The sequence below is a fragment of the Streptoalloteichus tenebrarius genome, assembly GCF_024171885.1.
GTDB classification, from domain to species: Bacteria; Actinomycetota; Actinomycetes; order Mycobacteriales; family Pseudonocardiaceae; genus Streptoalloteichus; species Streptoalloteichus tenebrarius.
Map to the genome: position 1 here is coordinate 1 of NZ_JAMTCP010000097.1, position 1,079 is coordinate 1,079.

Sequence of the window (1,079 nt, forward strand, 5' to 3'; positions counted from 1 at the left end):
CGAGGAAAGCCAGGCGCGCGCCGTTCTCGGCGCGCCTCGTTCGAGCTGCGCGGCCGCTCGGTCCAAGAGAAGCAAACCCTGACGTGGGTCACCTGACTCCACAGCGAAATGCCCCAAGCTGGCGATCATGTACGGGGCGAGCAACGGATGCCCCGACCTGTCGGCGAACCGAACGGCCTCGATGTAGTGGCGGCGCGCAGCCGCCGCATCGCCCCGGTCCACAGCCAGCCACGCCGCGAGGCCGGCAACCTCGCTCAGGGCCGCAAACCCGCTCGCTGACCGCAGACGGCCATGCACCAGGCGGCTGACCAGTTGGTAATGGGCGTCGATGACCGGAGCGAGTTCAGCGCAGGAGAGGAACTGCTCTAGGCGACGGTAGTGCGCGGTTGGTCCCGCGATCGTTGTTGCCAGGTTCTCCGAGGTACTGACAACAGCGGGCACATCGACCGGGGCGAGGGCTCCGATCCCGGCGACGACCGCAGTCTTCAGGAAACTCTTGCGGTTCACATCCTCCACGCTAGGTGCCGACCGCGCTCGGCGGGGAGGTGGAACCCGAGTTCGCGGTCAGTCCTCACCTTCAGGATGGCGCGCACGGCCGCCCGGTAGTCCTCCTGAGGCCAGCGGATCGCGCCGCGTTCCAGCTTCCCGATGTATGTCTCGTCCAGGTCGACTACGCGGTTGCGGTGTTCGTAGATCCACCGGTTGACCTGATCCGCGAGTTCCTGTCGCGACAGTGCATGCCCGGTGGTGGGCGACGTGATGCTCTCCCGGGCGCGTGCGAACTCTTCGTTGGGCTCCCGCACAGCTCCTCCTGCCGCTGATCGCGCGCATCAGTGTGCCACTAGCAGCAATCAGGCGACTACGCAAGGTGTTCGGACAGGCCTCCTGCTGTCCTCCTGCTCGCTTCCCACGGTGATCCGTGGTCGTTGTGGTCGCCACGGCGGGACAGTTTGTGACCGAGACCACGGAGGTAAGCCGATTGGGCAGCCTGTCGCCACTGATCATCACGGTCACCACGGCCCTGCTCGTCGCAGTCGTCGTCGCCCTGGCCCTGATCGCCCACCGCAGCCACCAGCGCT

General features: G+C 66.6%; 2 protein-coding genes. Both read right to left on the bottom strand.

Annotated features, from left to right (window positions below):
- The coding region (locus LX15_RS32080; RefSeq protein ID WP_504978740.1) for an NsdA family TPR-like regulatory protein at positions 1 to 507 on the bottom strand (507 nt) is incomplete at its 3' end.
- Positions 504 to 803: a hypothetical protein gene (locus LX15_RS32085; RefSeq protein WP_253674913.1), complete on the bottom strand. Its 300-nt coding sequence runs from the start codon at positions 801 to 803 to the stop codon at positions 504 to 506. The genes LX15_RS32085 and LX15_RS32080, both read right to left, overlap by 4 nt.
- Positions 804 to 1,079 lie beyond the last annotated feature (276 nt).